29 protein-coding genes are annotated in these 24,004 nt (G+C 66.6%); 15 read left to right on the top strand and 14 right to left on the bottom strand.

Annotation, left to right across the window (positions count from 1 at the left end):
- Positions 1 to 18: 18 nt before the first annotated feature.
- Positions 19 to 543 carry a peptidylprolyl isomerase gene (locus O5O43_RS06160; RefSeq protein WP_271086031.1) on the bottom strand — a complete coding sequence of 175 codons (525 nt, stop codon included), beginning with the start codon at positions 541 to 543 and terminating at the stop codon, positions 19 to 21.
- A 186-nt stretch (positions 544 to 729) separates the two neighbouring features.
- Here O5O43_RS06160 and fumC point away from each other — a divergent pair, with 186 nt between their 5' ends.
- Positions 730 to 2,121, top strand: a complete 1,392-nt coding sequence (gene fumC / locus O5O43_RS06155) for a class II fumarate hydratase (protein WP_271086030.1) — start codon at positions 730 to 732, stop codon at positions 2,119 to 2,121.
- 2 nt (positions 2,122 to 2,123) lie between these two features.
- Here fumC and O5O43_RS06150 read toward each other — a convergent pair whose 3' ends face one another.
- Positions 2,124 to 4,463, bottom strand: coding sequence for a UvrD-helicase domain-containing protein (locus O5O43_RS06150; protein WP_271086029.1), 2,340 nt, complete (start codon positions 4,461 to 4,463; stop codon positions 2,124 to 2,126).
- 146 nt (positions 4,464 to 4,609) lie between these two features.
- Between O5O43_RS06150 and O5O43_RS06145 the strand changes: the two genes are divergently transcribed.
- Both O5O43_RS06145 and O5O43_RS06140 read left to right on the top strand, forming a co-directional pair.
- Positions 4,610 to 4,792 carry a hypothetical protein gene (locus O5O43_RS06145; protein ID WP_271086028.1) on the top strand — a complete coding sequence of 61 codons (183 nt, stop codon included), beginning with the start codon at positions 4,610 to 4,612 and terminating at the stop codon, positions 4,790 to 4,792.
- Positions 4,793 to 4,795: 3 nt separating this feature from the next.
- Complete coding sequence (locus O5O43_RS06140) at positions 4,796 to 5,101, top strand: hypothetical protein (RefSeq protein WP_271086027.1); 306 nt, start codon at positions 4,796 to 4,798, stop codon at positions 5,099 to 5,101.
- A gap of 55 nt (positions 5,102 to 5,156) precedes the next feature.
- Here the strand turns inward: O5O43_RS06140 and O5O43_RS06135 are convergent, their stop codons facing one another.
- Both O5O43_RS06135 and O5O43_RS06130 read right to left on the bottom strand, forming a co-directional pair.
- Positions 5,157 to 5,873, bottom strand: coding sequence for an SIMPL domain-containing protein (locus tag O5O43_RS06135; protein WP_271086026.1), 717 nt, complete (start codon positions 5,871 to 5,873; stop codon positions 5,157 to 5,159).
- Between the two features lie 41 nt (positions 5,874 to 5,914).
- Positions 5,915 to 6,139, bottom strand: coding sequence for a ribbon-helix-helix domain-containing protein (locus tag O5O43_RS06130; protein WP_271086025.1), 225 nt, complete (start codon positions 6,137 to 6,139; stop codon positions 5,915 to 5,917).
- Positions 6,140 to 6,212: 73 nt separating this feature from the next.
- Here O5O43_RS06130 and O5O43_RS06125 point away from each other — a divergent pair, with 73 nt between their 5' ends.
- On the top strand, positions 6,213 to 6,974 hold the full coding sequence (locus O5O43_RS06125) for a Coq4 family protein (RefSeq protein WP_271086024.1): 762 nt from the start codon (positions 6,213 to 6,215) through the stop codon (positions 6,972 to 6,974).
- A gap of 104 nt (positions 6,975 to 7,078) precedes the next feature.
- A complete protein-coding gene (locus O5O43_RS06120) occupies positions 7,079 to 7,993 on the top strand; it encodes an EamA family transporter (RefSeq protein ID WP_271086023.1) in 915 nt (304 codons plus the stop codon).
- On the opposite strand, the gene O5O43_RS06115 is transcribed toward O5O43_RS06120, so the two are convergent.
- A complete protein-coding gene (locus O5O43_RS06115) occupies positions 7,990 to 8,169 on the bottom strand; it encodes a hypothetical protein (RefSeq protein ID WP_271086022.1) in 180 nt (59 codons plus the stop codon). The genes O5O43_RS06120 and O5O43_RS06115 overlap by 4 nt on opposite strands.
- 2 nt (positions 8,170 to 8,171) lie before the next feature.
- Complete coding sequence (locus tag O5O43_RS06110) at positions 8,172 to 8,348, bottom strand: DUF4169 family protein (RefSeq protein WP_271086021.1); 177 nt, start codon at positions 8,346 to 8,348, stop codon at positions 8,172 to 8,174.
- A 67-nt stretch (positions 8,349 to 8,415) separates the two neighbouring features.
- Between O5O43_RS06110 and O5O43_RS06105 the strand changes: the two genes are divergently transcribed.
- The 3 genes from O5O43_RS06105 (at position 8,416) to O5O43_RS06095 (ending at position 9,530) form a co-directional block, all read left to right on the top strand.
- Positions 8,416 to 8,652: a DUF2171 domain-containing protein gene (locus tag O5O43_RS06105; RefSeq protein ID WP_271086020.1), complete on the top strand. Its 237-nt coding sequence runs from the start codon at positions 8,416 to 8,418 to the stop codon at positions 8,650 to 8,652.
- Positions 8,653 to 8,761: 109 nt separating this feature from the next.
- The gene (locus tag O5O43_RS06100; RefSeq protein WP_271086019.1) at positions 8,762 to 9,154 is read left to right on the top strand and encodes a YccF domain-containing protein; all 393 of its coding nucleotides are present in this window, start codon (positions 8,762 to 8,764) and stop codon (positions 9,152 to 9,154) included.
- A 127-nt stretch (positions 9,155 to 9,281) separates the two neighbouring features.
- A complete protein-coding gene (locus O5O43_RS06095; RefSeq protein ID WP_271086018.1) occupies positions 9,282 to 9,530 on the top strand; it encodes a hypothetical protein in 249 nt (82 codons plus the stop codon).
- A gap of 3 nt (positions 9,531 to 9,533) precedes the next feature.
- Here the strand turns inward: O5O43_RS06095 and O5O43_RS06090 are convergent, their stop codons facing one another.
- Positions 9,534 to 10,694 carry a low temperature requirement protein A gene (locus O5O43_RS06090; RefSeq protein ID WP_271086017.1) on the bottom strand — a complete coding sequence of 387 codons (1,161 nt, stop codon included), beginning with the start codon at positions 10,692 to 10,694 and terminating at the stop codon, positions 9,534 to 9,536.
- 123 nt (positions 10,695 to 10,817) lie between these two features.
- On the opposite strand from O5O43_RS06090, the gene O5O43_RS06085 reads away from it, so the two are divergent.
- Genes O5O43_RS06085 through parE form a run of 4 tightly spaced genes read left to right on the top strand, consistent with a single transcriptional unit; the run spans position 10,818 to position 15,072 of the window.
- A complete protein-coding gene (locus O5O43_RS06085; protein WP_271086016.1) occupies positions 10,818 to 11,216 on the top strand; it encodes a hypothetical protein in 399 nt (132 codons plus the stop codon).
- A gap of 4 nt (positions 11,217 to 11,220) precedes the next feature.
- Positions 11,221 to 11,616, top strand: coding sequence for a hypothetical protein (locus tag O5O43_RS06080; protein ID WP_271086015.1), 396 nt, complete (start codon positions 11,221 to 11,223; stop codon positions 11,614 to 11,616).
- Between the two features lie 41 nt (positions 11,617 to 11,657).
- A complete protein-coding gene (locus O5O43_RS06075; protein ID WP_271086014.1) occupies positions 11,658 to 13,004 on the top strand; it encodes an O-antigen ligase family protein in 1,347 nt (448 codons plus the stop codon).
- The gene (gene parE, locus O5O43_RS06070; RefSeq protein WP_271086013.1) at positions 12,970 to 15,072 is read left to right on the top strand and encodes a DNA topoisomerase IV subunit B; all 2,103 of its coding nucleotides are present in this window, start codon (positions 12,970 to 12,972) and stop codon (positions 15,070 to 15,072) included. The genes O5O43_RS06075 and parE overlap by 35 nt, the downstream gene beginning before the upstream one ends.
- On the opposite strand, the gene O5O43_RS06065 is transcribed toward parE, so the two are convergent.
- On the bottom strand, positions 15,069 to 16,433 hold the full coding sequence (locus O5O43_RS06065) for an MATE family efflux transporter (protein ID WP_271086012.1): 1,365 nt from the start codon (positions 16,431 to 16,433) through the stop codon (positions 15,069 to 15,071). The genes parE and O5O43_RS06065 overlap by 4 nt on opposite strands.
- Before the next feature lie 90 nt (positions 16,434 to 16,523).
- Positions 16,524 to 16,883, bottom strand: coding sequence for a hypothetical protein (locus O5O43_RS06060; protein WP_271086011.1), 360 nt, complete (start codon positions 16,881 to 16,883; stop codon positions 16,524 to 16,526).
- Positions 16,884 to 17,178: 295 nt separating this feature from the next.
- On the opposite strand from O5O43_RS06060, the gene O5O43_RS06055 reads away from it, so the two are divergent.
- From O5O43_RS06055 to O5O43_RS06045, 3 genes are all read left to right on the top strand, one after another.
- Positions 17,179 to 18,744, top strand: coding sequence for a DEAD/DEAH box helicase (locus O5O43_RS06055; protein WP_271086010.1), 1,566 nt, complete (start codon positions 17,179 to 17,181; stop codon positions 18,742 to 18,744).
- A gap of 113 nt (positions 18,745 to 18,857) precedes the next feature.
- A complete protein-coding gene (locus O5O43_RS06050) occupies positions 18,858 to 19,913 on the top strand; it encodes a GGDEF domain-containing protein (protein ID WP_271086009.1) in 1,056 nt (351 codons plus the stop codon).
- Positions 19,914 to 19,979: 66 nt separating this feature from the next.
- On the top strand, positions 19,980 to 20,765 hold the full coding sequence (locus O5O43_RS06045; RefSeq protein ID WP_271086008.1) for a lysophospholipid acyltransferase family protein: 786 nt from the start codon (positions 19,980 to 19,982) through the stop codon (positions 20,763 to 20,765).
- On the opposite strand, the gene O5O43_RS06040 is transcribed toward O5O43_RS06045, so the two are convergent.
- From O5O43_RS06040 to O5O43_RS06020, 5 genes are read right to left on the bottom strand one after another with little or no spacing between them, the layout of a single operon-like run.
- Positions 20,755 to 21,123 carry a TfoX/Sxy family protein gene (locus O5O43_RS06040; protein ID WP_271086007.1) on the bottom strand — a complete coding sequence of 123 codons (369 nt, stop codon included), beginning with the start codon at positions 21,121 to 21,123 and terminating at the stop codon, positions 20,755 to 20,757. The genes O5O43_RS06045 and O5O43_RS06040 overlap by 11 nt on opposite strands.
- Positions 21,124 to 21,126: 3 nt before the next feature.
- Positions 21,127 to 21,930, bottom strand: coding sequence for a MetQ/NlpA family ABC transporter substrate-binding protein (locus tag O5O43_RS06035; RefSeq protein ID WP_271086006.1), 804 nt, complete (start codon positions 21,928 to 21,930; stop codon positions 21,127 to 21,129).
- Positions 21,931 to 21,945: 15 nt separating this feature from the next.
- Positions 21,946 to 22,608: a methionine ABC transporter permease gene (locus O5O43_RS06030; protein ID WP_271086005.1), complete on the bottom strand. Its 663-nt coding sequence runs from the start codon at positions 22,606 to 22,608 to the stop codon at positions 21,946 to 21,948.
- On the bottom strand, positions 22,608 to 23,603 hold the full coding sequence (locus tag O5O43_RS06025) for a methionine ABC transporter ATP-binding protein (protein WP_271086004.1): 996 nt from the start codon (positions 23,601 to 23,603) through the stop codon (positions 22,608 to 22,610). Before O5O43_RS06025 ends, O5O43_RS06030 begins: the two co-directional genes overlap by 1 nt.
- Before the next feature lies 1 nt (position 23,604).
- A complete protein-coding gene (locus O5O43_RS06020) occupies positions 23,605 to 24,003 on the bottom strand; it encodes an iron-sulfur cluster assembly accessory protein (RefSeq protein WP_271086003.1) in 399 nt (132 codons plus the stop codon).
- Between the last annotated feature and the right edge of the window lies 1 nt (position 24,004).

Raw genomic sequence — 24,004 nt, 5'->3', positions numbered from 1 at the left:
AGACGATCCAGTCGGCGGTCACGAGCCGCAAGCCTGCGGAGCCTCGCCTGCCAAGGTGGCGGCAATGGCTATGGGGGTTTCAAGCTGCTCGTCCGTAGCGGGTGAACCGTGTATGTCTTCGACGATATCCATCCCCGATATCACTCGGCCGAAAACGGCAAAGCCTTGACCGTCGGCATTGCGACCACCGCCGAAATCGAGGCTGGGCGCATCCTTGACCACGATGAAGAAGCTCGACGTGGCTGTGTCTGCTCCGTCGCGAGCCATTGAAATGGCCCCGGCAACGTGGCGCAGACCCGTGTCGCGCGAGCGCTCCAGCGGAATAGGACCAAACCCTGGGTCGTCACTGCCCGCCGCAGTCGCGGCTTGGATCACGTCAATGGGATTTGAACTGTCATTGGTTTCGGCGACCACCGTCCGAAAGAAACTACCACCGGTGTAGCGCCCCGCCTGAACGTAGCGCAGGAAGTTGCACGTGGTTATCGGGGCGCGCCTCGCGTCTAATTCCAGGACTACGAAGCCTAGATCGGTGCTTAGAGCCACGACTGGTCTGTCGCTCCGCGACGTCGGAGCGCTAAGGCAAGACGTCAGCAGAAGGAATGATGCGCCAATCAACGCCACGCAGAACCTGTCCATCACTTTCACCACCATGCCTGCGACTTGCCCGGCCCCGCCCTCGTGCTACACCCCCGCGCACCTTCCCGCCACGCCTGCCGAGAGCCCAAAGCGATGACCTCGTACCGCACCGAGACCGATACCTTCGGCCCCATCAAGGTCGACAACTCGAAATACTGGGGCGCCCAGGCCCAGCGTTCGCTGGGCAATTTCAAGATCGGCTGGGAGAAACAGCCCCTGCCCGTCGTGCGCGCCCTGGGCATCGTCAAGCGCGCCGCCGCCGAGACCAACATGGCGCTCGGCAAGTTGGACCCGACAATCGGAAACGCGATCGTCGCCGCCGCCAACGAGGTGATCGAGGGCAGGCTGAACGACCACTTCCCCCTGGTGGTCTGGCAGACGGGGTCGGGCACCCAGTCGAACATGAACGCCAACGAGGTGATTTCGAACCGCGCCATCGAGATGCTGGGCGGCGAGATGGGGTCCAAAAAGCCCGTCCACCCCAACGACCACGTCAACATGAGCCAGTCGTCCAACGACACCTATCCCACGGCCATGCATGTCGCCTGCGCCGAACAGGTGGTGTCGGACTTGCTGCCGGCCCTGAAGCATCTGCACGCCGCCTTGAAGGCCAAGTCGGACGCCTGGGCCCACATCATCAAGATCGGCCGGACACATACGCAGGACGCCACGCCCCTGACGCTGGGCCAGGAGTTCGGCGGCTACGCGCAACAGGTCGCCAACGGCGTCACGCGGATCGAACAGACCCTGCCAGCCCTGATGGAGCTGGCCCAAGGCGGCACCGCCGTCGGCACCGGGCTGAACGCCCCCATCGGTTTCGCCGAGAAGGTCGCCGAACAGATCGCCGAGATCACCGGCCTGCCCTTCACGACCGCGCCGAACAAGTTCGAGGCCCTGGCCGCCCATGACGCCATGGTCTTCTCGCACGGCGCGATCAACACGGTGGCCGCGTCCCTTTTCAAGATCGCCAACGACATCCGCTTCCTGGGCTCCGGCCCGCGCTCGGGTCTAGGTGAACTGGCCCTGCCGGAGAACGAGCCGGGCTCCTCGATCATGCCGGGCAAGGTCAATCCGACCCAGTGCGAAGCCCTGACCCAGGTTTGCATTCAGGTGTTCGGCAACAACGCCGCCCTGACCTTCGCGGGCTCTCAGGGTCATTTCGAGCTGAACGTCTTCAACCCGGTGATGGCCTACAACTTCCTGCAGTCGGTCCGCCTGGTCGCCGACGCGGCCGTCAGTTTCACCGACAACTGCGTCGTCGGCATCGAGGCGCGCGAGGACAACATCGAGCGCGGCCTGAACAACTCGCTGATGCTGGTGACCGCCCTGAACGGCAAGCTCGGCTATGATCTGTGCGCGAAGATCGCGAAGACGGCGCACAAGAACGGCACCACGCTGCGTCAGGAAGCGGTTGGCGGCGGCTATCTGACCGACGCCGAGTTCGACGAGGCCGTGCGTCCCGAGAAGATGATCTCGCCGGGCTGAACTCAGCCCGGCGATTTCTCCACGAATGTGTCGATGACCTTCTTCTCGCCAGCCTTTTCGAACTCGACCGTCAGCTTGTTGCCCTCGATGACTCGGACGGAGCCGTAACCGAACTTCTGGTGGAAGACGCGCTCGCCCTTCACGAAGCCTGACCCCGACTTGGGGTCGGCGGTGGCGACGAGGCGGCCTTCGCCCTCGATGATCGTGTTGCGGGCCGGGCGCGCGCCGGGGGCGCGGGCGGCGGTCACGGCCTGTGCCCGCTGCCAGCCGGGCGACGTGTACCCAGCGCCGAAGACTGGGGTCTCGTCCCAGCGGGACTTCGCCTCCTTCATCCCGGCGGAAGCGCCGTAGTAGCCGGTGTCGCTTTCGGCCTCGACATGGGCGATGGGCAGTTCGTCGACGAAGCGGCTGGGCAGTTGCGAGGTCCAGCGGCCGTAGACCAGCCGGTTCGCCACGAAGGAGATGCGCGCGTCCTGCTTTGCGCGGGTCACGCCGACGTAGGCGAGGCGGCGTTCCTCCTCCAGACCCTTCTCGCCCTTCTCGTCGATGCTGCGTTGGGACGGGAAGACGCCCTCCTCCCAGCCCGGCAGGAAGACCAGGGGGAACTCCAGCCCCTTGGCGCCGTGCAAGGTCATGATCTGCACGGCATCCGACGACGGGCCCCGGTCCAGATCCATCACCAGGGAGACATGTTCGAGATAGGCGCCGAGCGTCTCGAACGACTGCATCGCCTGGGTCAGTTCTTTCAGGTTGTCGAGCCGGGTCGCGCCGGTGACCCGATCGGCCTTCTGCATGTCGGTGTAGCCGCTCTCTTCGAGGACGGTCTCGGTCAGGAGCCAGTGCCGGGTGTCCTGGGCCAGGGCGCGCCAGCGGTCCAGATCGCGAACGAAGGTCGAGAGCGCCGTTCGGGTGCGCGCCTGAAGCTCGTCCGAGGTGATCAGGTCGCGCACCGCCGCCATGGCCGAGACGCCGTTGTGGCGCGCGATCTGGAGGATCTTCTGCACGCTGGTGTCGCCGATGCCGCGCTTGGGCACGTTGACGATCCGCTCGAAGGCCAGATCGTCGTCCTCGGACTGGATCAGGCGAAGATAGGCGTGGGCGTCGCGGATTTCGGCGCGCTCGAAGAAGCGCGGGCCGCCGATGACCGTATAAGGTATGGCCAGCAGGACGAACCGCTCCTCGAAGGCGCGCATCTGAAACGACGCGCGAACAAGGACAGCCATGTCCTTGTAATTCATGCCGCTGCGTTTCGCGGTTTCGATCTCGTCGGCGATCAGCCGGCTTTCGGCCTCGCCGTCCCAGACGCCCCGGACACGGACCTTGTCGCCGGTCTGGTCCTCGGTCCAGAGAGTCTTGCCAAGCCGGTCTCGGTTGGCCGCGATCAGGCCGGAAGCGGCGCCCAGAATATGGCTGGTCGAGCGGTAGTTGCGCTCCAGCTTGACGATCTTCGCGCCAGGAAAGTCCTTCTCGAAACGCAGGATATTGTCCACCTCGGCCCCGCGCCAGCCGTAGATTGACTGATCGTCGTCGCCCACGCAGCAGACGTTGCCGGTCGAAGACGTGAGCAGCCGCAGCCAGAGGTACTGGGCGACGTTGGTGTCCTGGTACTCGTCGACCAAGATGTAGCGGAAGCGTCGACGATATTCCTCGGCAAGGTCAGAATGCTTGGACAGGATCGTCAGGTTGTGCAGCAACAGATCGCCGAAATCGCAGGCGTTTAGCGTCGCCAGCCGCGACTGATAGGCGGCGTACAGCGCCTGGCCCTTGCCGTTGGCGAAATCCTCGCCGGGCGGCAGCTTCTCCGGTGTCCAGCCGCGATTCTTCCAGTGGTCGATCAGCCCGGCCAGCGACTTGGGCGTCCAGCGCTTGGTGTCGATGTTGGCGGCCTCGAGCAGCTGTTTCAGCAGCCGCTCCTGATCGTCGGTGTCGAGAATGGTGAAGGTCGACTTCAGCCCGACGAGTTCGGCATGGCGACGCAAGATTTGAGCGGCGACCGAGTGGAAGGTGCCGAGCCAGCGTAGCCCCTCGGCGGACGGCCCGATCAGGTGGGTGATCCGCTCGCGCATCTCCCGCGCTGCCTTGTTGGTGAAGGTGACGACCAGCAACTCCCACGGCCTCGCCTTCCCCATCGCCAGGATGTGAGCCAGCCGGGTGGTCAGGACGCGGGTCTTGCCGGTCCCCGCGCCGGCGAGAACGAGAACCGGTCCCTCGGTCGTCTCCACGGCTTCGCGCTGCTCGGGATTCAGCCCCGACAGATAGTCCGGAGTCTGATGCGCGAAGCCGCCCGGTCCGCGCGAACGGGCCAGATCGGAAATGCGTGGGGCGGGCAGTGAATCGGTCAAACGAAGGCACTCGGGCACGGAACAGGAGTCGAGAACATAATGAGCACATGCGGCAAAGTCAGGCCCTGACCTTGGTACGGTGGCGGAACCCGCAAGCGTGGCCGGTGTTTCTTGGGCTCCAGGGGACAACCGAGAGGGACCAAACAATGGCTGAGAACACTTCCAGCGGCGGCGGCAACACCGGCCTCGCCTTCATCGTCGGCGCGGTCGTCGTCGTGCTGGCCATCGTGGCCTATTTCGTCTTCGTGCAAGGCGGTATGGGCGGCGACACCAAGAAAGTCGACGTCGACGTGAACTTGCCGTCTGTCGAAGCCCCGAAGGCGGGCTGACCGATGACCGATCCGAACCTCCCGCCGGAGCGCGTCGTGGTGGTGGAGCCCCCGCGTCAAACCACCGTCAACGTCCAGCCAGAGCGCAGCGGCGGCGGAGGCGGCGCGATGGCCCTCATCGTCGGCGCGCTTCTGGTTGTCGTGGCCGTGATCGCCTTCATGGTCTGGAACGGCAATTCCAACCCTGTCGACAAGGTGGCGGACACCAACGTCGATGTGGATGTGAACCTGCCCGACCCACCGAAGCTGGACCTTCCCAACGTGGAGCCGCCGACCCTGCCCTCGCCGGGCCCGGCGCCGTCCAACTGACCACGAAAACGCCCGCCGGATCGCTCCGGCGGGCGTTCTTCTTTGGGCGTCGCGATCAGCGCAGCTGGTAGGTCACCGTGGCGACCACCCGGACACGCTTGTCGAGCGACGTCGATTCCGTATCGACGTCCTCCCGCGCCAGGATCTCGAACGACCCTTGCGTCGCCTGTTTGATCGGGCCCAGCGGGGCGCCGGAATCTTTTGCGAACTGTTCGGCGCCCGACCGGGCCGAGGCGGTGGCCTCCGCGATCATCTCCGGCCGCACCTCGTTCAGCTTGGTGAAGACATAGGTCGGGGCGGTGAAGTCCAGCAGCACGCCCTGGCGCACCAGGTCGTTCAGCGCTCGCTCGGTCTGGGCGACACGGGCGACGTCCGTGGTCCGCACCGTCACGCTCTGGGCGACGATATAGTGGGGCGTGCCATCGGACGGGGCATAGCTCTGCGACTGGGTGTCGGTGACCTCCAGACGGCCGATGGTGATGATGTCGTCGCCATAGCCCTGGGCCCGCAGGAACGTGCGGACCTTGGCCAAATCGCCGTCGATCTTGGCCTGCACGTCCGGCAGGGCCTCGCCGGCGACCGTGAAACGCAGGGATAGGATGGCCAGGTCGGCCTCGACATTGCGCTCGGCGACGCCCCGCACCGTGACCTGTCGGTTGCCGGTGTTGGCGTTGACCACGCCCCCGCCGACGGCGATCCCGGCCCCGATGAGGCCCAGGGCGATGAGGCCGCCGATGATGGCTGGCGGGATAAGGCTGCGGTCGATCTGCACGGTGGTGCTCCGGGTTGAGGAACCCAAGCTGCGCCTTAAATTCAGCGTTCGCCAATGACCCTTTCTGACGCCGCGAACTCCAGCGCCAGCAGGCGACAGGCCGACGCCAGAGGCTGTCGGCCGCGCGTCTCGTCGACCCATGCCAAGAGGCCCGCATGGCTGAGCCCGCGCGCCGTCGCGATCCGATCAAGCACCGCCCAGAATTCTGGCTCCAGCGCCACAGAGGTGGCGTGACCGGCGAGGACGACGGAGCGTTTCTTGAGCACGAGGTCTCCGACGGACGGCTTTAACGGGGGAGTCGGTTGCGATAGGGTAGCCGACTTGTCGCGAGGAGTTTCCATGACGATGGACGCCGCCGTCTACCCCGATGAGTTCGAGGTGCTGCGACCGCAGAGAATCCGCCCCGTCAGGGCCTTGCGCGCGTTCCGCAAGCTGATCCGCGACAAGGAAGACACCGCTCAGGTGTTCGAGATCATGCGCGCCCTGACGGGTCGGTCGGGCGCGAAGGGCTACGGCCGGCTCTTGAAGACGGTCGAGGGCGGGCGGCAAGCCTTCCTGCGCGACGAGCTGGCGCTGAAACTCGACGACCCCGACTGGCTCGGCCGGTTCGGCCCCGGCACCGTTGGCGGCGAGTACAGGGCCTTTCGCGAGGCGCGTGGCTTCACCGCCGACGGCCTGGCAGAAACAGCGCGGGAAGTCGCGCCGGAGATCGACGCCCAACATCCGATCGTCTGGTACTCGCGCCGCCTGCGCGACGTGCACGACATCTGGCACGTTCTGACCGGCTACGGCACCGACGCTCTCGGCGAGGCCTGCGTCGTCAGCTTCTCGTACGCCCAGACGCACAATCTGGGCTTCGGCTTCATCGGCTGGGGCGCGGCGCGAGAGATCCAACGGGAGAAGCGATCGATCCCCGCCCGTCGAGCCGTATTCCAGGCCTGGCGCAACGGGAGGCGCGCGCAATGGCTGCCGGGCCTGGACTATGAGGCCCTGTTCGCCGAGCCGCTGGAGACCGCGCGGGCGCGTCTGGGCATTCGCCCGGCCACCGTCTACGCCGCCGTGCCCCCGGCGGATCGCGCCGCGCTGAAGCTACGCGCCTGACATAGTCGGAACTTGTCAGCAGCGAACGGGATCGGTGTTGCGCCGACCCGGTCGGAGGCGCATCCCAGGCCTTTCCTGTCGCGCGCCGTCCCTTTGAGTCCCCCTTGACCCCTTCCGAACTGCGCAATCCCTCCGCCGGTGTTCTGGCCATCCTCGGCGTCGCGATCTGCGCGATCATCTGGGGCACGACGTGGTACGCCATCACATGGCAGCTGGGGACGGTGGATCCGGTCGCCTCTCTGACCTGGCGCTTCGGTCTGGCGGCCCTGATCATCTTCGTGTGCTGCCTGGCGACGGGCCGGTCGATCCGGCTGGACCGGGGCCAGCATCTGGCGGCCCTGGGCCAGGGCGCCTTCGTCTTCGCCGTGTCCTACACCTTCACCTACGCGGCCGAGGGATATGTCACTTCGGCCATCGTCGCGGTCGTGTTCGCCTCCCTTGCCTTTCTGAACCTCGTTCTGTTCCGCGTCGTCGTCGGCCAGAAGACGTCGCGTGAGGCCTGGATCGGCGCGACCCTCGGCATCGTCGGCGTGGCCGTTCTGTCGGGCGGCGAGGCTCTGGGCGCGGGCTTCGACCAACGCGCCCTGACCGGCATCGGCCTGGCGGTTCTGGCGGTGCTGAGCTCGGCCGTCGGCAATTATTTTTCGTGGAGGGGACAGCAACTCGGCTCGGCCATCCTGCCCCAGACCGGCTGGGCCATGGGATACGGCACGGTCATGCTGGTGCTGCACGGCCTGGTCACGGGCGCGCATTTCACCATCGATCTGTCGCCCGGGTACCTGATCTCACTGGCCCACCTGTCGATCCTCGGATCGGTCGTGGCCTTCCTGGTCTACTTCGCTGTCGCGCGAGCGCGGGGCTATGCCTTGGCCAGCTATATTTCGGCTCTGACGCCGCCGATCGCCATGCTGGTATCGGTTTTGTTCGAGGACGCCCGATTCGAATGGACGGCGCTTCTGGGCCTTCTGCTGGTGCTGGCGGGTCAGGCGCTGCTGATCCGCGCGCCCAAGGCCAGCTAGCGGAACCAGCCGCGTTTCTTCGGCTTCGCCTCGGCCTCGGCGGCCTTTTTCGCCTCGCGTTTTTCCTCTTCTTTCGCGCGTCGCTCGCGCATGGCTTTCCCCTGCCGGATCGCGATCAGGGCGATCAGGCCTGCGCGGGTCCGCGAGGAAGGCCCGGGAGAATAGGTCGCGCCCATGATCAGTCCTCCAGCTTGGTCTGATCCAGAAGCCGCGAGGCCCGCTCCCGTTCCGCCTTCGCCGTATCCCGCTGGGCTTTCGTCAGGCCATGGGCGACACGGTTCGCGGCCGCGCTCTCCTTGGCTGCGGCCTTGTCGCGCGCTTTTCGGGCCCGATTCAGATTGATGATGTCACCCATCGGATCTCTCGCAACCGGCTGTGCACAACGGCGTTTCCACGTCTCACCATTCGACAGGAGACACCCAATGGTAGACCTCAGCCTCATCAAGGAACACCTCGAAGTCGTCGGTTCGGACGGCGGCCACGTCGGCCGGGTCGATCATGTGAACGGCGACCAGATCGAACTGGCCAAGCTCGATCTCGCCGGCGGTTTCAAACACCACTACATCCCGACCAGCTGGGTCGACTATGTCGACGACGACAAGGTCCGCTTGAACCTGACCCAGGACGAGGCCAAGGCCCAGTGGACTGAGAAGCACTAGCCACAGTCCCAGACCTGTCTGCGAATTCACGGAAGGCCCTGCTGAATCAGCGGGGCCTTTCGCCTATCTAGGGTCTGACGGCGCTTTCGCCGATGGGGACAGACACGCCGTGATTCGCTTCATCCTGAATGCCCTGTGGTTCGTCCTCGGCGGCTGGATTTCGGGCCTTCTGTGGCTGCTCGGCGGCGCCGTTCTGGCCCTGACGATCGTCGGCCTGCCCTGGAGTTTCGCGGCCTGGCGGATCGCCAGCTATTCCTTCTGGCCCTTCGGACGGGAGGTCGTCTGGGGCGGTGAGGCCGAGGGCAAGGGCATCGGCTGCTTCGGCATCGGGCTGAACGTTATCTGGTTCGTCTTCGCCGGCTGGTACATCGCCCTGTCGCACCTGTTGATCGCCTTCGCCGAGGCCATCACCATCATCGGCATCCCCTTCGCCCTGAAGGATCTTGAGCTGGCCAAGCTGGCCCTTGCCCCCGTCGGCGCGACGATCCGCGACAAGCCTTGACCGGCGCTAGGCGGAGGACGACGGTGCGCGCGCCGTCCTTTTACAGGAGCCCGTCATGCTGATTTCAACGCTTTTCGCCGCCACGCTCACTGTGTCGCTTCAGATCGCTCCAGCGCAGACGGGGGATATGGCAGTCGCCCAAGCGACCCAGCTTCCGGCCGCCGAGGCTCCCGCCGTCGCGGAGGAACCGGAGGAAGACCGCATGATTTGCCGCACCGAGACGGTCGTCGGCAGCCGCATGCCCCAGCGCGTCTGCATGACGCAGCGACATCGTGAGGACCGGACCCGGGACTCGCGCGCCCTCGCCCAGCGACTGGACGTCCAGAACTCAAACCGCGACCGCATCTACGCGCCTGGAGCGGGTCGTGGCGAATAGGCCTCAGGCGTCGGACGCCGGCGCCTTCTGCCAGGTTTCCCACGCCGCCACGGCCAGCATCACGCCCGTCGTCATCGCGGCCAGACCCAGAGGCGTCGTCAGCGGCACGACCAGCCACAGCGCCGCCAGGGCCACGGCTCCGACCAGCCTCGTCACGGCCCAGCGCTCGAACACCGCGAGCCTGGCCAGCAGCCCGCCGATCATGAACAGCAGCGGCCCGCCGATCAGGACGGCGGCGGCCTCGGCCGCGACGTGGCCGGTCGGATGCATCAGCGACAGCTCGTCCCCTACCGCCGTGACGATGATCCCGGCCACGATCAGGATGGGGCAGTAGGTGTAGGCCCGTCGCGCCAGCTTGCCCGGATCGTCGGCGCCCGCGATGACGTCCGACGCGGCCTCGTGCGAGGCGCTGAAATACAGCCACCACATCGCCAGGGTGCCGAGGAAGGCGACCACGGCGGCCTGCACAACCTCGGTCGTCCAGGTCAGTTCCGAGAAGGTCGCCCCGGTGACCAGCACGGATTCACCCAGGCAGATGATGACGAACAGCCCGACCCGCTCGGCGATATGACCGCCCTCCACGGTCCAGTCAGCGGTCACGGCCTTGCCGAGGCCCGGAACGCGGAACGACAGGGCCGGCGACACATATTCGATGCCCAATGCAGCCAGCCACAACCCGAGCCGCGTCTGCGCCTCCGACAGCCCGCCCGCGATCCAGAAGACCCCGGCCAGCGACGACCAGCAAAGGATGCGCAGGAAGTTTCGGCGTAGCATCGGGTCGTGTCGCACCGCCCACAGCATGAACAGGGTCCGTCCGACCTGGATGGACGCGAAGGCGACGGCGAACCACAGCCCCTTCTCACCGAAGGCTTCGGGCAATGAGGTCGACAGCAACAGCCCCGCGCCCATCAGAACGAACAGGGCGATCCGCACGGGCGCCCGCTCCGGGTCAAGCCAGTTGGTGACCCAGCTGGTGTAGATCCACGCCCACCACACCGCCGCCGCCATCATGGCGGCCTGCAGCGCGCCCAGCGGCGTCAGATGCGCCAGCAGGGTGTGGGAGATCTGGGTCACTGCGAACACGAAGACCAGGTCGAAGAACAGTTCGACGAAACCTACCCTCGCATGGTGTCCGTCGCGCGATCGCAGCAGACTGGTGCTCACTGGAGGTCCCCCCTCTCCGTTGAAGCACCCAGCCTGCCCCGCCGTCTCGGCCGCGTCCAGCTAGCCCTTTGCACGGCCCGGCTTTGGGTTCACTGTGATCGTTCAATGCCTTGGGAGGGGTCCATGCCGTCGCGCATCATCGCCATCGGTTTCACCGCCGTCGTTCTGGCCGCCTGCCAGCCGGCCGCTGAATCAACTGCGCCGACCGAGGCCGCACCGGCCGTCGCAGCGGATCAGGCGGCGCAGGACGCCGTGTGGGCCGCGCTGGAGGAAAAGTATCTCGGCATGGAGACCATGCCCGCTGACCCGATAGACGCACTTGAGTGGCGCGAGGTCCACTGCAACTTCCTGGCCGGAGAAATCGGCGGCGATCCCGAACAGGACCGCGCCGTCAACGCTCGCATCGACGAACTCTGCTCACAGCAGCTCGAGACCGCACGGGCGCTAAAGGCCGCCCGCGCCACCGACACAGCCGCTGTCGCCCGGCTCGACGCCTTCCTCGCCCGCCACAATGGGCAGTAGGCGCATGCTCCGGATCGCCGCCTTCAGCCTGGCCGCCCTCGCTCTCGCCGCCTGCAAGCCCGTCGCCGAGCCCGCAGTTCCGGCCGAGCCCACGCCATCCCCTTCTGCGGTCACCTCGGCCGCCGTCGATCCCTGGACGGCCCAACAGGACCGCTATCTGGCCATGAACGTCCCGCCGTCCGACCCCGTGGATGCGATGATGTGGCGCGGCGTGCGTTGCGATTTCCTCGGCAGTGAGATCGGCGGCGACAACTCCGCCCAAGATCGCGAAATTCAGGTCCGGATGGGCGAGCTTCGCTGCGGCGATGAACTGCTGGCCGAGGCGCGAGAGCTTCGCCGGACCCTGGCCGGCGATCCTTCGGCCGTGGCCCGCCTCGACGCCCTCATCGCGCGTTGGTGAGGCTAACGGTTCGTTAGCGGCGATGGCCGACCCTGCGGGTCGTGCGACCGAACGGCGAATCTCTCGAGACCAGCGACCCCGGCCCGCCCCTGTGGGAACAGGCGGCGGCGATTTTCGTCGTGATCATCCTGACCCAGGCCTTCATCGGCCCCGTCTTCGCCCCGACGCAGGAAGAGACGCCAATCCTGCGTCTGATCTGGCTGCCGGTCTACGCCATCATCGCCGGACTGATCGCCATGCGGCCGAGCGTGCTGGTCCGCGCCTGGCCGGCCTGGCTGATCCTGGCGGTTCTGGTGCTTCAGGCCTTCGCCTCGAAATGGTGGTCGATCGATCCGGGCGTGACCCAGCGCCGGGTCATCGCCATGGCCATCTCCAGCGCCTTTTCCATCTATCTCGGCGTCGCCTTCGGCGGGCGTCACCTGCCGCGCATGCTGATGATCTCGGCCCTGATCATGGGGCTGGGCAGTCTCGTCTTCGTTTTCGCCTTCCCATCCATCGGCGTGCATCAGCTCGAAAACGCCGGCCTCTGGCGCGGCCTCTGGTACGAGAAAAATCAGATGGGTCTGGTCATGTCGGCGGGCGCCGTGGCGGCGGCCGCTTGTCTCGCGTCGGGCGATCCGCGTCGCCTCATGCCGGCGATCGCCCTGGCCGTCTGCGCCCTGCTGGTGCTGGCGACCCAGTCCAAGACCTCCCTGCTCTGCCTGATGCTGGGCGTCGGCGCGGTAGCGGGACTTTGGGCCATGAAGCGCGGAGGCGCGGCCTTTTCCATCGTCGCCATCTGGTTCGGCGTCGTCCTGACGGCGGGCGCGGCCTACGTCTTCATCACCGACCCGGCCATGGTGCTGAAGGCGCTGGGCAAGGATCCGTCCCTCACCGGCCGGACCGACATCTGGGAGGCGCTGATGCGCGAGGTCGCCGAACGGCCGTGGACCGGCTTCGGCTACCAGGCCTTCTGGGGCAAGGATTCCGTCCCAGCCGCCTTCATCCGCGCCGAGACACAGTGGCCGGTGCCGTCGGCCCACAACGGCTGGATCGATCTCCTCATCCAGTTGGGCTGGCCGGGGGCGATCACGGTCGGGATCACCGTCGCCATCGCCACCGTCGTCAGCGTCCTCCGAATTCCCGGCTCCGGCGCGCGCGAGGGCTATTTCGCCATCGGCTACCTCCTGGTCTTCCTGTTGCTCAGCCTGTCGGAGTCCGTGCTGCTCAGCCATGCCAACCTGCCGTGGACCCTGCTGCTGGCCATCCTCGCCCGCGCTCTGGCGTTCGAGCCCGATCCGATCCGTGCTCCGCTTGCGACGGGGCGGCGACGGGCCTACCAGACGGCTCCCCGAATCGCCGCACACTCCGCCCATGTCCGCGTCCAACGCCCCTTCCCTGTTCGATGACATCCCCGAGGCTCCGAAGCCGGCGGCGGCGGAATCCAGTCCTGCGTCCCCATCGCAAGCGGCTCTGAAAACCAAGACGGCCTCCGTGCCTCGCCCGGCCGCCGCCCCATCGCCCGCCAGCGAGCCCTTCGTCCCCAACGTCGGCTATTCCGCCTCGTCGATCGAGGTTCTGGAAGGGCTGGAGCCTGTCCGCAAACGCCCCGGCATGTATATCGGCGGCACCGACGAGCGCGCCCTGCACCATCTGTTCGCCGAAGTGCTCGACAACGCGATGGACGAGGCCGTCGCCAAGCACGCCAAACAGATCAAGGTCGATCTCGACGCCGATGGCGTGCTGTCGGTCTTCGACGACGGGCGCGGCATTCCGGTCGATCCGCACCCGAAACATCCGGGCAAGTCGGCGCTGGAAGTGGTCATGACCGTCCTCCACTCGGGCGGCAAGTTTTCGGGCAAGGCCTATGAAACGTCTGGCGGTTTGCATGGTGTCGGCGTCTCCGTCGTCAACGCCTTGTCCGACATCCTCGACGTCACTGTCTGGCGCGACGGCTTCGAGTGGAAGCAGTCCTTCTCGCGCGGCATCCCGCAAGGACAGATCCAGCAGATCCAGCCGTCGAAGAAGCACGGCACCCTGATCCGCTTCCATCCGGACGCCGAGATCTTCGGCGTGGGCGCGGCGTTCAAGCCCGCCCGCCTGTTCCGCATGGCCCGCTCCAAGGCCTATCTGTTTCGCGGCGTCGAGATCAAATGGACCTGCGCGGCCGAGCGGATCACGGACGCCACCCCGCCGAGCGCCATCCTGCACTTCCCAGGAGGCCTTGCCGACGCTCTGGCCGAACGCGTGGGCGAGCTTGAGACCGTCACCCCCGCCTTCGCCGGCCGCGTGGAGCGCAAGGGCGAGGCCGGCGCCGTCGAATGGGCCGTAACCTGGTCGCCCATCGGTTTCGGCGAGGCCGACGGCTTCGTCCAGTCCTACTGCAACACGGTTTCGACCCCCGACGGGGGCACCCATGAGGCCGGCTTCCGCGCCGCCCTGGTGAAGGGCCTCAAGGCCTATGGCGAGCTGACCAACGAGAAGCGGGCGGGCCAGATCACGGCCGAGGACGTCATCGCTAATGCCGGCGCCCTGATCTCGGTCTTCATCCGCAATCCGGAGTTCCAGGGTCAGACCAAGGATCGCCTATCCTCGCCCGAGGGCCAGCGGCTGGTCGAGCAACTGCTGCGCGATCCGATCGACCACTGGCTGACCGAGAGCCCGAAACAGGCCAACACCCTGCTGGGCTTCGTCATTGACCGGGCGGAGGATCGTCTGCGTCGCCGCAAGGACAAGGACGTCCAGCGCGCCGCCGCGACCCGTAAGCTGCGTCTGCCCGGCAAGCTTTCGGACTGTTCCCGCCAGTCCGCCAACGGCACCGAACTGTTCATCGTCGAGGGAGATTCGGCGGGCGGTTCGGCCAAACAGGCGCGCGATCGCCAGACCCAGGCCATCCTGCCGCTGCGCGGCAAGATCCTGAACGTCGCCTCGGCTACCGCAGACAAATTGCGTGCAAATATAGAGCTTTCGGACCTGACTCTCGCGCTGGGAGTCACTCCGGGTCCGCGCTTTGACATCGACCAGTTGCGCTATGAGCGGGTCGTGATCATGACCGACGCCGACGTCGACGGCGCCCATATCGCGGCCCTGCTGATCACCTTCTTTTATCGCTCGATGCCCGAGGTGATCCGCCAGGGTCGGTTGTTCATGGCCCTGCCCCCCCTCTACCGACTCTCGGCCGGTCCCCTGTCGGAATACGCCCGGGACGAGGCGCACCGCGACGAGCTGATGGCCACCGTCTTCAAGGGCAAGAAAACCGAGATCGGACGGTTTAAGGGTCTGGGCGAGATGATGGCCTCCCAGCTCAAGGAGACCACCATGGACCCGAAGAAGCGCACCCTGGCCCGCGTCACCGTCCCCGAGAGCGAAGACGACATTGAGGATCTGGTCGAGCGGCTGATGGGCAAGAAGGCCGACGCTCGTTTCCGCTTCATCCAGGACAACGCCCAGTTCGCCCAGGCGGACCTCGACGTCTAGGCCACGGTCTCGCGCGGCGTCAGCCCGGCGAGCTTGAGCGTGAGCTGACTGCGCAGGAACCACACCGCCACTAGGCAGTGCAGCGCCACGGACGCCGCCGACAGGCACCAGATCTGCTCCAGCCGGGCCCACGGCTGAGTCGACAACCAGATGGCCGGGCCCGCGAAGGTGATCAGGCGACTGACGCTTCCCCACAGGGCGGGTCGCGTGTCACCCAGCGCCTGGAAGGTGCCCGAGGCGACGAAGATCAGGCCGGTGGCCAGGAAGTTCAGCGAGGCGATCCTGAGGAACATCGACCCCACCTCGATCACCGCCGGATCGTGGGCGAAGGCGGCGATCATCACATGCGGCCAGACCTGGCAAAGCCCTGTCAGCACCAGCATCAGACCTGACGAGATGACCGCCGCGTCCCGCACCGTACGCCTCACCCGGTCCGCTCGCCCTGCCCCGAAATTCTGGCCCGCCACCGGGGCGACGGCGAAGGACACCGCCATTGCCGGCAGGAAGATCGACTGCATCACCCGCGCGCCCACGCCGTAACCGGCCTGTGCCTCGCTGCCGAACTGGCGAATGACGGCGTAGACGACGGCCGTGATGACGAACATCAGAAGGAACTCGCCCGCCGTCGGCAGGCCGATGCCGACGATGCGGCGACAGACGCTCCAGTCGGGCTTCGGCAGCTTCAGCGGATGGGCGATCAGGGTCTGGGACCGGCCGAACACGAGCAGCATGCCCACGAACCCGACGCCCGCCGCGATGGTACTGGCCAGCCCTGCGCCGAACACGCCCAGCGGCATGCCCGTGCCCCAGCCGGCGATCAGCACGGGCGCGAGGATGGCGTTGATGATGATCGTCCCCGACTGCAGCAACATGGTGGGCCGCGCCACGCCTGCCGCCCGTAACGCCGATCCCATGGCGTTGGTCGGGAAGCTCAGGGCCAGGGCCGGCAGGAAGCCGTACAGATAGGCCTTGCCCATGGCCGTGGTCTCGGCGTCCGCGGCGATGGACGCCAGGGCCGGCTCGGCCGCCAGATAGCCGCCGATCAGCGTCACGGTACCCAGGCCCAGAGACAGGATCATGGCCTGACGATAGACGCGCTCGGCCGCGCCGAAGTCCTTCGCTCCGATAGACCGCGCGATCAATGACAGGGCTCCGACGCCCACCATCTGGGCCAACGCCAGACTGAGGAAGAAGGCATTCCCCGCCAGCCCCACGCCCGCGATGGCCGCCGCGCCCAGTCCTGCGACGAAATAGAGGTCGATGATGAAATACAGGGTCTGGAACACCAGGCCGATGCCGATGAACCCCGCCATTCCCATCAGCTTCCGGGTCACCGAGCCTTGGGTCAGGTCTTGTCGCATATCCACAGTCTCCCCCGAATCCGATCTATCACGGATCAGTCGGCGAGGGATTTACCCGGACGTAACTTGTCCGTCAATATTGCCCGGGTATTATCGTCCGCGCTGCAAGACGTTCGTCACTCGCCGACCCAGCGGGTCGCGCGACACCCAGGTCTGGCCCAGGCTGGCGTCGATCATCGGCGAGCAGAAGCGTGAGATCATCATGAAGGTCGGGCGAATGCCGTTCAGGCAGATCCGCTCACCCTCGACCCGCCAGCGCGCCGCCAGCCGACGTCCGTCGGAGAATTCGGCGGTATAGGAGCCGTCGCGGTCGAACCAGTGCTTCACCCAGCCGCCGTCGGGATAGCGCGACAGCACGGTGTTCCCGAAGGCGTCCTCCATCTCGGCCGAGGCCGAAACCGGGGCGGCCACGGCAGCCGCAAGCGCGAGCGCGCCGATCCATTTCCTCATGCCCTATCCCTACGCGGCATCCCAATCCCCGAGCCAATATTAAGGTTCTGTCACGAATATCCAAGCGTCACCGTGGCGTTCGAATACTTGACTCTCACCAGGGGGCTTCTATATCCGGCGCACGTTCGGGACAGGACTGGCTAGACGCGCCACCCGCTCGCCCAGAGACAGGGTGGTTCCGCGCATCTCCCCGACCGCACTCCGATGGTGCGGCCTCCTCGATCGATCCGTCTCGCATCGATCGAACAGTCCCAACCCGGCGCCCGTGGCGACCGGGCCATTGTCCTAAGGACGCATGACCGAATTCTCCCAACTGGGCCTCTCGCCCACGACCCTGCAAGCCGTCATCGACACCGGCTATACGACCGCCACTCCAATCCAGGCCCAGGCCATTCCGGTGGCTCTCGCCGGCCGCGACGTCTTGGGCATCGCCCAGACCGGCACGGGCAAGACGGCCGCCTTCACCCTTCCCCTGATCGAACGCCTGTCCAAGGGCCGCGCCAGGGCGCGCATGCCGCGCGCCCTGGTCCTGGCCCCCACCCGCGAACTGGCCGATCAGGTCGCCATGTCCTTCGAGAAATACGCCAAGGGCACGAAGCTGAGCTGGGTGCTACTGATCGGCGGCGTCTCCATGGGTGACCAGGTCGCGGCCCTGAACAAGGGCGTCGACGTCCTGATCGCCACGCCTGGTCGCCTGCTCGACCTGTTCGAACGCGGCAAGATGCTGCTGACGGGCGTGGAACTGATGGTCGTCGACGAGGCCGACCGCATGCTCGACATGGGCTTCATCCCCGACATCGAGCGCATCTTCAAACTGACGCCGCCCAAGCGCCAGACGCTGTTCTTCTCGGCCACCATGCCGCCGGAGATCACGCGTCTGACCCAGGCCTTCCTGAAGGACCCGACCCGGATCGAGGCCTCGCGCCCGGCCCAGACGGCCGAAACCATCACACAGTATCTGGTCCGCATCCCGACCTCGGACCCCAAGGCCAAGCGCGCCGCCCTGCGCGCGCTGGTCGGCCGGGAAGACGTCAAGAACGGCATCGTCTTCTGCAATCGCAAGTCCGAGGTCGATGTCGTCGCCAAGTCGCTGAAACAGCACGGCTTCGATGCCGCGCCGATTCACGGGGACCTGGACCAGTCGTTGCGCATGAAGACCCTGGCCGATTTCCGCTCGGGCGCGCTGAAAATCCTCGTGGCCTCCGACGTCGCCGCGCGCGGTCTGGACATTCCGGACGTCAGCCATGTCTTCAACTACGACGTCTCGCACCATGCCGACGACTACGTCCACCGTATCGGCCGCACCGGTCGCGCGGGTAAGCTTGGGCAGGCCTTCATGCTGGTGACGCCGGCGGACGACAAGGGGCTGGATAAGGTCCTGAAGCTGATCAAGATGGCGCCGGAAGAGCTGGTGCTGGACATCGACTGGTCCAACCTGGGCGGCAGTCGTCGCCCTGCCCCGTCCTCCTCGGACGAGCGTTCGGAAGGTCGTCCCGCCCGTGGCCGTAGCCGTAGCCGCGGCGAACGCCCGGCCCCAGAACCGATCGGCGAGACCGCTGACGTCGCCCCCTTCGCCCCGGAATCGACCGACGCCGAGGCCACGCCCGCGCGCCGGACTCGCAGCCGCCGCTCGTCCAAACCCGTCGAGGCCGCCCGGGTCGAGGCTCCGCACGCCGAGGTCGCTCCGGCCCCGGTCGAAGAGGCCCCCCGCCCCGCCCCAACCGCCGAACCGCGCCTGCGTCAGGCCGATCGGCGTCCCGGCGGCCGCACCGACCGCGACGCTCCACCGGCCCGCGAGGGCGCCGGCTTCGGCTCGGATATCCCGGCCTTCCTGCGCCGCCCGGTTCCGAGCAAGGGCTGACTAAGGTCCTGTTTCGCCGATTTGACGGCTCCGCTTAACCCGCCGTTACGGATCGTCGGGGTAGGCTGATCCCCGTAGAGCGTTTGATAAAGAACGTCGGTCGGGAAAACAGAATGTCCACACAGGTCCAGACCACGCTCCGAGGGCCGGAAGCCTTCGGCCTCGCCCGTAAGGCGGTCGAGGAGATGGAGCGTGCGGGCGTGTGGCCGACCCCGCTCAATTTCGAGCTGTGGCTGCATTTCCTGGGCGACCCGGATGGGGCGCTCGGTCAGGAAATGACGCGTCTGTTGTCAGTCGGCGACGCCTTCACCGAAGGCACGGCCGAGATGCTGGCCGCAGAATACCTGCCGCGCGGCCGACTGTCCGAGGAAATCCGTGACGCCGGGGCCGTGCTGAACCGCGAGCTGTCGACCGTCTCGGAAGCGATCGCTAAGGCCCAGAAGTCCCAGGCCGCCTATGGCCAAACTCTGGCCGGCGCCTCGACCCAGCTGGAATCGACCTCGGAGCCGTCCGCCCTGCTCGGCGTCGTCTCCAAGCTGACCAAGGCAACGACCCAGGTTCAGGCCGAAAACGCCACCCTCGAGAAGCGTCTCGAAAACTCGACCAAGGAGGTCGCCCGCCTTCGCGAGCACCTGGAGCAGGTCCGTCGCGACGCCATGACGGACGCCCTAACCAACCTTGCGAACCGCAAGGCCTTCGACGAGGAGCTGCTGCGCTGCTGCGACGAGGCCGAGAAGAAGCGCCAGATGCTGAGTCTCGCCGTCATCGACATCGACCACTTCAAGCGGTTCAACGACACCTGGGGCCACCAGACCGGTGATCAGGTCCTGCGCTACGTCGCCAGCGTCATCGGCCGCGTGTCCAAGGCCCCGCGCGTCGCCGCCCGGTACGGCGGTGAAGAGTTCGCCATCATCTTCCCGTCGGAGAGCGCCTCCGTCGTGGAGGCCGCACTGAACACCATGCGCGAGGAAGTCGGCACCCGGGCGCTGCGTCGTCGTTCGACAAACGACGAGCTTGGCGCCGTGACCATCTCCGCTGGCGTTGCCCAGCGTCGTCCGGGCGAGAGCGGGTCCTCGCTGCTCGACCGCGCCGACGAGGCTCTCTACGCCTCCAAGCGCACGGGTCGGAACAAGGTCACCAACGGCGAACGTCTGGAAGAAGCCGCCTGATCAAAGCGATCAAGGCCGACCGCCAATCTGGTGAAACTGCTCGATACAGTCTGCTAGGCTGATTGCATGCGAAGTCTTGCATTCAATATCGCCTACTGGATCCTGTCGATCGCCTACGCCTCGGCGGCGGCATTCGCGGCTCTCGCGCCCGGGCGCGGCGCGACAGGCTGGATCATCCGCCGCTATGTCAAGCGCATGGTCCAGGCGATGCGGGTTCTGGCCGGCATCCGGATCGAAGTGCGGGGCAAGGAGCGGCTGCCGAGCGGCGCCTTTATCATTGCCTCCAAGCATCAGAGCTGGGGCGACGGCTTCGCCACCTACGACCAGTTCGACGACCTGGCCTTCGTCACCGGCGACCACCTGGAGAAATTCCCCCTGCTCGGCATGGTGCTGACGAAACTCGGCGCCATCGTCGTCAACAACTGCGGCGGCCGCGAAGCACGGGATTCGCTGAAGCAAAGCGGCGCCGCGGCCCATGCCGAGGGCCGCACAATCCTGATCTACCCGGAGGGCAACCTGGCCAAGGTCGGGGAGAAGTTCCGCTATCGCTCCGGCGTCTGGCACATGTACCGCGACTTCGACATGCCGGTCGTGCCCCTGGCCTCCAACCTCGGCCTGTTCTGGCCGCAGGAGGAGTTCCGCAAGAAATCGGGCACGGCGACGCTGGAGTTTCTCGACGCCATCCCGACCGGCCTCGGCAAGGAGGAGTTCCTCGCGCGGCTTGAAGGCGTGGTCGAAGAGCGCACCGCCGAACTGATCGCCGAGGCGCGTGGCGGACCCATCGTGCCGAACGTTCTGGTCCCGACGCCGGACGAGGTTGCGAAGGCTAAGAAGGCGGCCGCTACAGCTTGACCTTGGGCTTGCGCGGCTTCTTCGCCGCCGCCTTTCGCAGGGCCGCGTCGATCGACTGACGCGCCCAGGTGACGGCCTCCTCCGGATCGTCGAGGGCGGCCTCCGGCAGCGACCAGTAGGCCATGCTCATCGTCTCGCCATCCTTGGTCGGAAAGGTGAACTGGCGTGAACCGGCCGCCTCCAGAAGCGGCGCGTTGATCTCGTCGGTCTTCAGCCAGACGGTGTCATCGTCCAGCAGGGCGAAGATCAGGCCGTGGGCATAGACCCCGGCCCCGCCGAACATCCGCTTGATCTCGAGTGGACCCAGCGCTGCGAAATGCTCGCGCACCCACTCGCCGAAGTCGGGATCATAGGCCACTCGTCAGGCCGCCGGGACGACCGCGCCGTCGTACTTCCGGGCGATGAAGTCCTTGACCGCCTGGCTGCGCAGCGCCCGCGCCAGGGCCTGGATGCGCGGGTCGTTCTGGTTGTCGGGGCGGGCGACCAGATAGTTCACATAGGGGCTGTCGCCGCCTTCGAGGGCGAGCGCATCGGTTTTTGGCTTCAGGCCCGCATCAAGTGCATAGTTGGTGTTGATCACCGCCAGATCGACCTGATCCAGAACGCGCGGCAGGGTCGCGGCCTCGATCTCGCGGAACCGCAGGTTCTTCGAATTGCTGGAAATGTCGCGGACCGTCTGCAGCGGGTTCTGGCCGTCGCGCAGTGTGATCAAGCCCGACGACTGCAGCAGCAGCAGCGACCGGCCGGTGTTCGACGCATCGTTCGGCAAGGCGACGTCGGCGCCGTTCGGGATGGCGGCGAGCGCCGGGTGCTTGCGGGAATAGGCGCCCAGAGGTTCGACGTGGACGCCGGCCACGGTGATCAGGTCCGACCCGCGCGCGGCGTTGAACTCGTCCAGATAGGGCTTGGTCTGAAAATAGTTCACGTCGATCCGGCGCTCGGCCAACTGGGTGTTCGGCTGAACATAGTCGTTGAAGACCTTGATCTCGATCGGAAACCCTTCAGCAGCCAGCGTCGGCTTGATGAACTCCAGGATCTCGGCGTGGGGCACGGCGGTCGCGCCCACGATCAGCGGCGCCGAACCGTCGGCGGCCTTCTCGGCTCCCTGCCCGCAGGCAGTCAGAACCAGTGCGGCGGCGGCGAGGATGAGGTTGCGGCGAAGCATGGGAGGTCTCTCAAGTCAGCGGTGCGAGACCCTAGCGACCACGGCGTCGCCGATCATCTGCAGAATTTGTACGAGGACCAGCAGCAGAACTACGGTCACCACCATGACGTCAGTCTGGAACCGCTGATAGCCGAAGCGGATCGCAAGGTCGCCCAGCCCGCCCGCGCCGACCACGCCGGCCATGGCCGTGTAGCTGACCAGGGCGATGGCCGTCACCGTGGCCCCGGCGATGATACCCGGCAGGGCCTCGGGCAAAAGCGCGCGGGTCACGATCTGGAAGGTCGAGCCGCCCATGGCCTGCGTCGCCTCGACGACGCCCTTGTCGACCTCACGCAGCGCCGTCTCGACTAGGCGCGCATAGAAGGGCGCGGCCCCGACGACCAGCGGCGGAATGGCCCCCGCCACGCCCAGGGACGTCCCGACCAGCAGCACCGTTACCGGCAGCATGACGATCAGCAGGATGATGAAGGGCACCGACCGCAGGATGTTGACGATCAGCGACAGCACGGCGTTGATCACCGGATTGGCCGCCAGCCGCCCCTTGCCCGACAGATACAGAAGCACCCCCAGCGGCACGCCGAACACGACCGTCAGGGCCATGGAGCCGAACAGCATCAGCAGCGTGTCGCGCGTCGCTCGCGCGATCTCGGGCCAGTCGATGTTGACGAAGAAGTCCATTACAGCGACTCCACCACGACGCCGCGCGCGGTTAGATGCGCCGTGGCCGCGTCGGCGTCGCCACCTGTGAAGGCCACGACCATCTGGCCATAGGGCTCGCCCCGGATGCGGCTGATGCGACCAGACAGAATTGAGTAGTCGACGCCGGTCGTGCGGGCCACGCGGCTCAGCTCCGGCTCATAGGTCGAACCACCCCGGAAGGTCAGTTTCGCCAGACGTCCGCCAGCTGGAACGACCGAGGCGTCATAGTCCTCGCCATCCTGCCCTTCCGCCAGCATGGCGCGGGTCACCGGCGACTGCGGATGCAGGAAGACATCGGCCGTCGCCCCCTCCTCCACGATCCGCCCATCCTTCAACACGGCGACGCGGTCGCAGACGCGGCGGACCACCTCCATCTGGTGGGTGATCAGGACGATGGTCAGGCCGAGGTCACGGTTCAGCCCGTCCAGCAGGTTCAGGATCTCGTCGGTCGTCTCGGGGTCGAGCGCGCTGGTCGCCTCGTCGCACAGCAGGATCTCGGGGCCACAGGCCAGGGCGCGGGCGATGCCGACGCGCTGCTTCTGGCCGCCCGACAACTGGGCCGGATGCTTCCTCGCATGTTCCGCCAGACCCAGTTGGTCCAGCAGTTCCGCCGTGCGTCGTTCGATCTCAGCGGCGGGGCGGCCCTCCAGCTTCAGCGGGAAGGCCACGTTCTCAGCGATGGTCTTGGCGTTCAGCAGGTTGAAATGCTGGAAGATCATGCCAATGCGACGACGGGCGGCGCGCAGTTCGGCCGGCTTCATCACGGTGATGTCTTGACCGCCGACGATGACGCGCCCGGCGTCGGGACTCTCCAGCCGGTTGATGGTGCGGATCAGGGTCGACTTGCCAGCGCCTGAGCGACCGACCACCCCGAACACCTGGCCCCTGGCGACATGCAGATCGACCGCGTCCAGCGCCACACGCTCGCCCGCCGCGCTGCGATAGCGCTTGGTCACCCCTTCCAGGCGGATCATGTCAGTCGGCGTCCAGCGCCGCGGCGGGAATGATGGTGACGCTCTCGCCGCAGCCGCAGGCGTCGGTCTCGTTCGGATTGCGGAAGACGAACTTCGACGACAGCTTCGACGTCTCGAAATCGATCTCCGATCCGATCAGAAACAGGATCGCCTTGGGCTCGATCAGGATGGTGACGCCCTTGTCCTCGACCACCTCGTCCAGCGGCGCGATCTCCTCCGCGTAGGCGAAGGTGTATTCCTGCCCGGCGCAGCCGCCGTTCTTCACCCCGACGCGCAGGCCGACGTACGACTTCTCGGCATTGGCCATGATCTCGCGCACACGCGCGGCGGCCGCGTCGGTCAGCGTCACCACCTTGGGGCGGGGACGGCGGGGACGGGTCGTGGTCTGAAGCTCAGTCATC

The organism is Brevundimonas sp. NIBR11 (assembly GCF_027912535.1).
Taxonomy (GTDB): domain Bacteria; phylum Pseudomonadota; class Alphaproteobacteria; order Caulobacterales; family Caulobacteraceae; genus Brevundimonas.
Note: the sequence above shows the minus strand (reverse complement) of the source record. Positions and strands in the feature narration are given on the sequence as shown.

Coding starts and splice junctions, on each gene's coding strand:
- O5O43_RS06085 (WP_271086016.1), top strand. CDS start 10,818: ATGCCGTCGCGCATCATCGCCATCGGTTTCACCGCCGTCGTTCTGGCC.
- O5O43_RS06035 (WP_271086006.1), bottom strand. CDS start 21,930: ATGCTTCGCCGCAACCTCATCCTCGCCGCCGCCGCACTGGTTCTGACT.
- O5O43_RS06030 (WP_271086005.1), bottom strand. CDS start 22,608: ATGGACTTCTTCGTCAACATCGACTGGCCCGAGATCGCGCGAGCGACG.
- O5O43_RS06025 (WP_271086004.1), bottom strand. CDS start 23,603: ATGATCCGCCTGGAAGGGGTGACCAAGCGCTATCGCAGCGCGGCGGGC.
- O5O43_RS06045 (WP_271086008.1), top strand. CDS start 19,980: ATGCGAAGTCTTGCATTCAATATCGCCTACTGGATCCTGTCGATCGCC.
- O5O43_RS06145 (WP_271086028.1), top strand. CDS start 4,610: ATGGCTGAGAACACTTCCAGCGGCGGCGGCAACACCGGCCTCGCCTTC.
- O5O43_RS06095 (WP_271086018.1), top strand. CDS start 9,282: ATGGCAGTCGCCCAAGCGACCCAGCTTCCGGCCGCCGAGGCTCCCGCC.
- O5O43_RS06140 (WP_271086027.1), top strand. CDS start 4,796: ATGACCGATCCGAACCTCCCGCCGGAGCGCGTCGTGGTGGTGGAGCCC.
- O5O43_RS06055 (WP_271086010.1), top strand. CDS start 17,179: ATGACCGAATTCTCCCAACTGGGCCTCTCGCCCACGACCCTGCAAGCC.
- O5O43_RS06115 (WP_271086022.1), bottom strand. CDS start 8,169: ATGGGCGCGACCTATTCTCCCGGGCCTTCCTCGCGGACCCGCGCAGGC.
- O5O43_RS06020 (WP_271086003.1), bottom strand. CDS start 24,003: ATGACTGAGCTTCAGACCACGACCCGTCCCCGCCGTCCCCGCCCCAAG.
- O5O43_RS06125 (WP_271086024.1), top strand. CDS start 6,213: ATGACGATGGACGCCGCCGTCTACCCCGATGAGTTCGAGGTGCTGCGA.
- O5O43_RS06110 (WP_271086021.1), bottom strand. CDS start 8,348: ATGGGTGACATCATCAATCTGAATCGGGCCCGAAAAGCGCGCGACAAG.
- O5O43_RS06105 (WP_271086020.1), top strand. CDS start 8,416: ATGGTAGACCTCAGCCTCATCAAGGAACACCTCGAAGTCGTCGGTTCG.
- fumC (WP_271086030.1), top strand. CDS start 730: ATGACCTCGTACCGCACCGAGACCGATACCTTCGGCCCCATCAAGGTC.
- parE (WP_271086013.1), top strand. CDS start 12,970: ATGTCCGCGTCCAACGCCCCTTCCCTGTTCGATGACATCCCCGAGGCT.
- O5O43_RS06080 (WP_271086015.1), top strand. CDS start 11,221: ATGCTCCGGATCGCCGCCTTCAGCCTGGCCGCCCTCGCTCTCGCCGCC.
- O5O43_RS06065 (WP_271086012.1), bottom strand. CDS start 16,433: ATGCGACAAGACCTGACCCAAGGCTCGGTGACCCGGAAGCTGATGGGA.
- O5O43_RS06060 (WP_271086011.1), bottom strand. CDS start 16,883: ATGAGGAAATGGATCGGCGCGCTCGCGCTTGCGGCTGCCGTGGCCGCC.
- O5O43_RS06050 (WP_271086009.1), top strand. CDS start 18,858: ATGTCCACACAGGTCCAGACCACGCTCCGAGGGCCGGAAGCCTTCGGC.